Annotated in this window: 6 protein-coding genes; 3 read left to right on the top strand and 3 right to left on the bottom strand. The window is 62.9% G+C overall.

Annotated features, from left to right (window positions below; translation table 11 throughout):
• Positions 1 to 1,400: DUF389 domain-containing protein (locus F8K16_RS08975; RefSeq protein ID WP_294949746.1), on the bottom strand; the 1,400-nt coding region annotated here is incomplete at its 3' end.
• 33 nt (positions 1,401 to 1,433) lie between these two features.
• Between F8K16_RS08975 and clpS the strand changes: the two genes are divergently transcribed.
• Together clpS and clpA are read left to right on the top strand one after the other, a co-directional pair.
• Positions 1,434 to 1,754: an ATP-dependent Clp protease adapter ClpS gene (gene clpS, locus F8K16_RS08970; protein ID WP_294949742.1), complete on the top strand. Its 321-nt coding sequence runs from the start codon at positions 1,434 to 1,436 to the stop codon at positions 1,752 to 1,754.
• 7 nt (positions 1,755 to 1,761) lie between these two features.
• Positions 1,762 to 4,026 carry an ATP-dependent Clp protease ATP-binding subunit ClpA gene (clpA, locus tag F8K16_RS08965; protein WP_294949739.1) on the top strand — a complete coding sequence of 755 codons (2,265 nt, stop codon included), beginning with the start codon at positions 1,762 to 1,764 and terminating at the stop codon, positions 4,024 to 4,026.
• 117 nt (positions 4,027 to 4,143) lie between these two features.
• Here clpA and infA read toward each other — a convergent pair whose 3' ends face one another.
• The gene (gene infA, locus F8K16_RS08960; RefSeq protein WP_294949736.1) at positions 4,144 to 4,362 is read right to left on the bottom strand and encodes a translation initiation factor IF-1; all 219 of its coding nucleotides are present in this window, start codon (positions 4,360 to 4,362) and stop codon (positions 4,144 to 4,146) included.
• 67 nt (positions 4,363 to 4,429) lie between these two features.
• Positions 4,430 to 5,131: a leucyl/phenylalanyl-tRNA--protein transferase gene (gene aat / locus F8K16_RS08955; RefSeq protein WP_294949733.1), complete on the bottom strand. Its 702-nt coding sequence runs from the start codon at positions 5,129 to 5,131 to the stop codon at positions 4,430 to 4,432.
• 56 nt (positions 5,132 to 5,187) lie between these two features.
• On the opposite strand from aat, the gene F8K16_RS08950 reads away from it, so the two are divergent.
• Positions 5,188 to 6,105, top strand: a 918-nt coding sequence (locus F8K16_RS08950; protein ID WP_294949730.1) for a PHP domain-containing protein, incomplete at its 3' end; no start/stop codon positions are given.

Below are 6,105 nucleotides of genomic sequence, written 5' to 3'. Positions count from 1 at the left end.
GGCACCAGTGCCACGGCAATGGCCACGCCGGCGAGGCTTTTGGCGATCTCCTCCCGACTGTAGGCATAGGCGGCGGCCAGCCCGGACAGAATGGCCACGGCCAGATCCAGCAGGTTGGGATGGGTGCGCGCGGCCATCTGGTCGGTCAGATGCTCAAAGGGCATGACAAGGGCGAACAGGGCCGCAAGCGTCAGTGACAGAACCGTGCCCAGGGCGACGGTGCGGGTACTGCGGCGCATCAGCTCCCGGTCCAGACGGATCAGGCCCATGGAGAGGGAGACGATGGGCGCCATCAGGGGCGCCAGGATCATGGCGCCGATGATCACCGGCGCGGCGTTCTGGTAGAGGCCAACGGTAGCCAGCAGCACGCTGAGCGTCAGCAGTACGCCGAATGGCGCACTGAAGCGGGCGCTGTCGCGCAGCTGGCGGAACAGCTCGGCAAATTCACCCTCGCTGGCCGGTGTGAACAGCGGCAGGGCGCGGCGGGTGAAAAAGTCGATGTCTTCCTGTTCGGTGGGAATGCCGCGGGTGCGAATGACCTCCCGGTCCTGTTCATCCACGGGCAGTGACACCCCCTGAGCGATGCGGCAGCAGGTGGGAACGAGACGGATTTCCAGCCGCTCGTTGGCGAATTGTTCCCCGTCGATCACATAGGGAAAGGTTCGCTCGCTGGTCAGGGTAAGGGCACGGCTTTTGACCAGGCCCATGCCGTGGGGCAGACGCCCGGCCGGATTGCGGCGGCCACGCCAGAACAGGCTGAACAGCTCCATCAGGCTGCGTGGCGCGTAGATGAGGGCGGCCACCTTGCCGAGCGTCGGCTCATCCGGACAGAGGCCGGGCGCCTTGTTCTGCAGACGACCGGCTTCTCCCATGCGCAGGGAGAGCGCCGCGCAGCGGACGACCGTTTCCTTGGCGGTGGCGAGGGTGAAAGGCCTCAGTCGCATGGCGCGCAGGTGGCCCAGCAGCAGGCGAAAACGCTGCCACCGGCTGGTGAGGTTGAAGCCAAGTCGCTGACCGACGGTGAGCTGATCCAGCACGGGCCGGTCATTGGCATGCAGCACCCTGTCATACAAGGGGAGTGTCTCCATCTCCGCCCAGCTTGTGAGCTGGGTACGCCAGTCCCGCTGCAGCAGCAGACCCCGGCAGGTGTGGGGGTTGCCTCGCCATGGCAGGGGGCATAGGGTGAGTTCACGATCCACAGCGAGTCGTAGCAGGGTCTTGAACAGGACATCATCCAGCAGAAGATAGAGCGTCGTCCCATCGGGTATGTGCTCGAGCGTCTCGGTCAGCGGCACTTCACCGTTGACTTCATGAGCGTGCACGGGCATGGTCAGTGTGTCGGAGACAGGTTTGACAAGCTCGGCGCTGTCTGGCTGATGGAGCAGGTGGACCGGTTGCATGGCGGACTTGACACCCCATATATAATTGAAACCATGAGCAGCTGGGATTATAGCTTTGATGGCAGCACCATCCTTGAGAAGGCGCCTGCGAAGGTGCGACCGCCGCGCAAGTGGAAGGTGGTGCTCTATAACGACGACTTCACGCCGATGGACTTCGTGGTGCATGTGCTGATGCACTTTTTCGGCCACAGCGAGGAGAAGGCCACCGCCATCATGTGGCAGGTGCACAATCAGGGCAAGGGCGTCTGCGGCGTCTATCCGAAAGAGATTGCCGAAACCAAGATGATGCAGGTCAACCGCTACAGCCGCGCCAATGGCCACCCGCTTTTGTGTCAGATAGAACAGGACGATTGAAAAACCCATGTTGAGCAAAGACGTACAGCGCGTTCTCTCCAATGCATTCAGCCTCGCCCACGAGATGGGGCATGAGTTCGTCACGCTGGAGCATGTGCTGCTGGAGCTGCTGGCACTGGATGATGTGCAGGATGTCATCTATGCCTGCAGCGTGGATGTGGCGGACGTGGAGGATCTGCTGGAGGGCTATCTGGCCAAGGATCTGGTGCGGCTGCCGGAGCAGCCGGTGGAGCTGCAGCCGACGCTGGCGGTGCAGCGCACCATCGAGCGGGCCATCTACACGGTGCAGTCCAACGGCCATCCCGAGGTGACGGGACTGCATCTTTTGGCCTCCATCTATTCCGAACAGGACTCCTACGCCGTCTATTTTCTGGAGAAGTGCGGCGTGCAGCGGGTGGATGTGCTCAGCTACATCTCCCATGGTGTCACCGCCGAAGAGCAGGCCATGATCGAAAGTGACCGGCAGGAAGAGGCCGGTGAGCAAGCTGGAGAAAAGGGCGCCGAGGAGAGGGAAACCACCGTTCTCGAACAGTTCGCGCGAGATCTCAATGCCTTGGCGGAAGCTGGTGAGATCGATCCTGTCATCGGGCGCGAATGGGAGATCGAGCGCACGCTGGAGATTCTGGCGCGTCGGCGCAAGAACAACCCCATTCTGGTGGGTGAGCCGGGCGTGGGCAAGACGGCCATCGCCGAAGGGCTGGCGCTGCGCATTGTGGAAGGGAAGGTGCCAGAGCGGCTGCGTGAGGCCCGTGTCTATTCGCTGGACATGGGCGCACTCATTGCCGGCACCCGCTACCGGGGCGATTTCGAGCAGCGTTTCAAGATGCTGCTGGAAGCGCTGGCGGAGCAGCCGCAGGCGATCCTGTTTATTGACGAGATTCACACCATCATCGGCGCCGGTGGCGTGCAGGGCGGGACCATGGATGCCGCAAACCTGATGAAGCCCGCGCTGGCAGCCGGAAGGCTGCGCTGCATCGGTGCCACCACCTACGAAGAGTTCCGCACCATCTTCGAAAAAGACCGGGCACTGGCACGGCGTTTCCAGAAGATTGACGTGGCCGAACCGAGCGTTGAGGAAACCTTCAGAATTCTCAAGGGGTTGAAAGACAAGTTTGAGGAGCATCATCAGGTGCGTTACACCCTGCCGGCGCTGCGAGCCGCGGCGGAACTGTCGGCCCGTCACCTGCAGGATCGTCATCTGCCGGACAAGGCCATTGATGTCATTGACGAGGCGGGGGCCCGTTTCGCCCTGCAGCGGGGCGCCAACCGGCGCACTCAGGTGGGCGTGGCCGACATTCAGAGGGTGGTGGCACGGCTGGCACGGGTGCCGCTGGCGCAGATCACACAGAAGGAACGGGACCGGCTTGCCACCCTGGAGCAGGATCTGAAGCGAGTCATCTTCCATCAGGATCGGGCGGTGGAGCAGGTGGTGTCCGCCATCAAGCTGGCCCGTTCCGGCCTCAAGCAGCCGGACCGGCCCATCGCCAATTTCCTGTTCGCCGGCCCCACCGGCGTGGGCAAGACGGAGCTGGCCCGTCAGCTGGCGCTGCATCTGGGCGTGGAGCTGCTGCGCTTCGACATGTCCGAATACATGGAACGTCACACGGTCTCCCGCCTGATCGGCGCGCCGCCGGGCTATGTGGGCTATGACCAGGGCGGGCAGCTGACCGAGGCGGTCAACAAGCATCCCCACAGTGTGGTGCTGCTGGATGAGATCGAAAAGGCCCACCCGGATGTGTTCAACATCCTGCTGCAGGTGATGGACAGCGGCACGCTGACCGACAACAATGGCCGCAAGGTGGATTTCCGCAATGTGATTCTGATCATGACCTCCAATGTGGGCGCGCAGGAGATGGCGCGCGCCAGCATGGGTTTCGTGGAGCAGGATCACGCGCAGGATTTCGACGGTGCGCTCAAACGCACCTTCACGCCGGAGTTCCGCAACCGGCTGGATGCGGTCATTCAGTTCGCCAGCCTGCCGCCGGAGGCGATGGAGAAGGTGGTGGACAAATATCTGTTCCAGCTGGAGCAGCAGCTGGCGGAGAAGAAGGTGCAGCTGGAAGTGACGCCTTCCGCCCGTCAGTGGCTGGCGCGCAAGGGCTACGACCGTCACATGGGTGCGCGCCCCATGGAGCGGCTGATGCGCGAGAAGGTGCGTCAGCCGCTGGCCGAGCTGCTGCTGTTCGGCGACCTGCAGGAGGGCGGCACGCTGGTGATCGATAGTGGGGACGGCGAACTCAAGCTATTTGCAAAGGCGCTGGAACCGGCCTGAGAAACGGGGTCTCCCCCATTTTTGCAGGATCGCCGTCGGCGCGCCCGGCGGCGTGCAAGAAAAAACCGGGCACATGCCCGGTTTTTGCGTATGTAGGTGCGTTTTATGCGTTGGAGCTTACTTTTCCCGATAGACGATGCGTCCGCGGGTCAGATCGTAAGGGGTCAGCTCCACTTTCACGCGGTCGCCTTCCAGGATGCGGATATAGTGCTTGCGCATGCGGCCGGAAATGTGTGCCAGCACTTCATGGCCGTTGTCCAGCTCCACGCGGAACATGGTGTTGGGCAGCACGTCCTTGACCACGCCTTCAAATTCGATAACGTCTTCTTTTGCCATATCGCTTGGAAATCCTCAGTTTGTATGCAGCGCGAATTATACGCCCGGATGACAGGAAAACAAGCACTTAGCGCACGGGTTCGAGCGCTTTCCAGGCGTGTTGCATAAATGGCACAGCAGCAAGCCGGTGTATGGCGGCCTCGAACGACTCACGCGGCATCAGCTCCGCGCCCATGCTGAGCAGGTGATCGGTGGGCACCTGACAGTCGATCAGCTCGAACCCCAGCGGCGCGAGGGTGCGGCACAGGCTCACCAGCGCGATCTTGGAGGCATCGGACTTCCAGCTGAACATGGATTCGCCGAAGAACATGCGCCCGATGTGCACCCCATAGAGACCGCCCACCCGTTCACCGTTCCAGAAGACCTCCACGCTGTGGGCGTGTCCGAGCCGGTGCAGGGCCGTGTAGGCTTCGATCATCTCCCCGGTAATCCAGGTGCCGTCCTGACCTTCCCGCGGGGTGAGGGCGCAGGCACGCACCACTGCTTCGAAGTCCCGGTCGAAGGCAACCGACCACTGGGGCTTTTTCATCACCTTGCGCAGCGAGCGGCGCACGCGCACCGCATCAGTGCGCAGCACGCACCGGGGCGCAGGCGACCACCACAGGATCGGCTCGCCTTCCGAGAACCAGGGGAAGATGCCCCGGCGGTAGGCTTCCAGCAGCCACTCGGGCGTGAGCGCGCCGCCTGCGGCCAGCAGGCCATCCGGCTCGTCCAGCGCCAGATGCGTGGGTGGAAAGCGCACCGGTTGTGGCGGCAGAAAGGGGATCATGAGTCGGGCATGAGGCGGTTAGAATGTTGCCCATTATTCTGACACAGACGCCGCCCATGTCTTTCGTTCATCTCCACGTTCACAGCGAATATTCCATCGTCGACGGCACCCTGCGGGTCAAGGATCTGGTCGCACGTGCCAAAGAGGACGGTCAGCCGGCCGTGGCGCTGACGGACCAGAGCAACCTGTTTGCGCTGGTGAAGTTCTACAACGCCGCGCTGGCCGCCGGTGTCAAGCCCATCATCGGTGCTGACATCTGGCTGGAGAATGATCAGGATGCCGGCGGGCCCACTCTGGTGACGCTGCTGTGCATGGATCGCACGGGCTATCTCAACCTGTCCCACCTGATCTCACAGGCATGGCTGAAGAACCAGCAGATCGTCGGGCATGAGACCGTGCCGGTGGTGCGCCGTGCCTGGCTGGAGGCCCATGCGGAGGGGCTGATTGCGCTTCTGGGGCCGAAAAGCGAGCTGGCCGTCTCCATGGCCGCCGGCAAGCCCAACCTGACGGCGCTGCAGGTGGAGTGGTGGCAGAAGCTGTTCGGCGACCGGCTCTATCTGGAATTCGTGCGTACCGGTCGTGAGGGGGAGGCGGCGTGGATCGAGGGGGCGCTGCAGCTGATCAGACGCTATGGTCTGCCTGCGGTGGCTACCAATGACGTGCGCTTCGCTACACCGGAGGATTTCATCGCCCATGAGGTGCGCACTTGCATCCACACGGGGCATGTGCTCGACGACGGCAGCCGCCCGCAGCCCTACAGCGAAGAGCAGTACTTCCGCTCCACTGAGGAAATGGAGGCGCTGTTCGCCGATCTGCCCGGTGCGCTGGAAAACACGGTGGAGATCGCGCGCCGCTGCAATGTGCAGCTGGAACTGGGCACCTACTATCTGCCCGATTTTCCCGTGCCGGACGGCATGACGCTGGACGACTACTTCGTGCAGGTGTGTCGGGAGGGCCTGGAGCAGCGGCTCCAG

The sequence above is a fragment of the Sulfurivirga sp. genome, assembly GCF_015490265.1.
GTDB lineage: Bacteria > Pseudomonadota > Gammaproteobacteria > Thiomicrospirales > Thiomicrospiraceae > Sulfurivirga.
Note: the sequence above shows the minus strand (reverse complement) of the source record. Positions and strands in the feature narration are given on the sequence as shown.

Bases quoted from the DNA above. Each gene is read 5' to 3' on its own strand.
- clpA (WP_294949739.1), top strand. From the start codon at position 1,762: ATGTTGAGCAAAGACGTACAGCGCGTTCTCTCCAATGCATTCAGCCTC.
- infA (WP_294949736.1), bottom strand. From the start codon at position 4,362: ATGGCAAAAGAAGACGTTATCGAATTTGAAGGCGTGGTCAAGGACGTG.
- clpS (WP_294949742.1), top strand. From the start codon at position 1,434: ATGAGCAGCTGGGATTATAGCTTTGATGGCAGCACCATCCTTGAGAAG.
- aat (WP_294949733.1), bottom strand. From the start codon at position 5,131: ATGATCCCCTTTCTGCCGCCACAACCGGTGCGCTTTCCACCCACGCAT.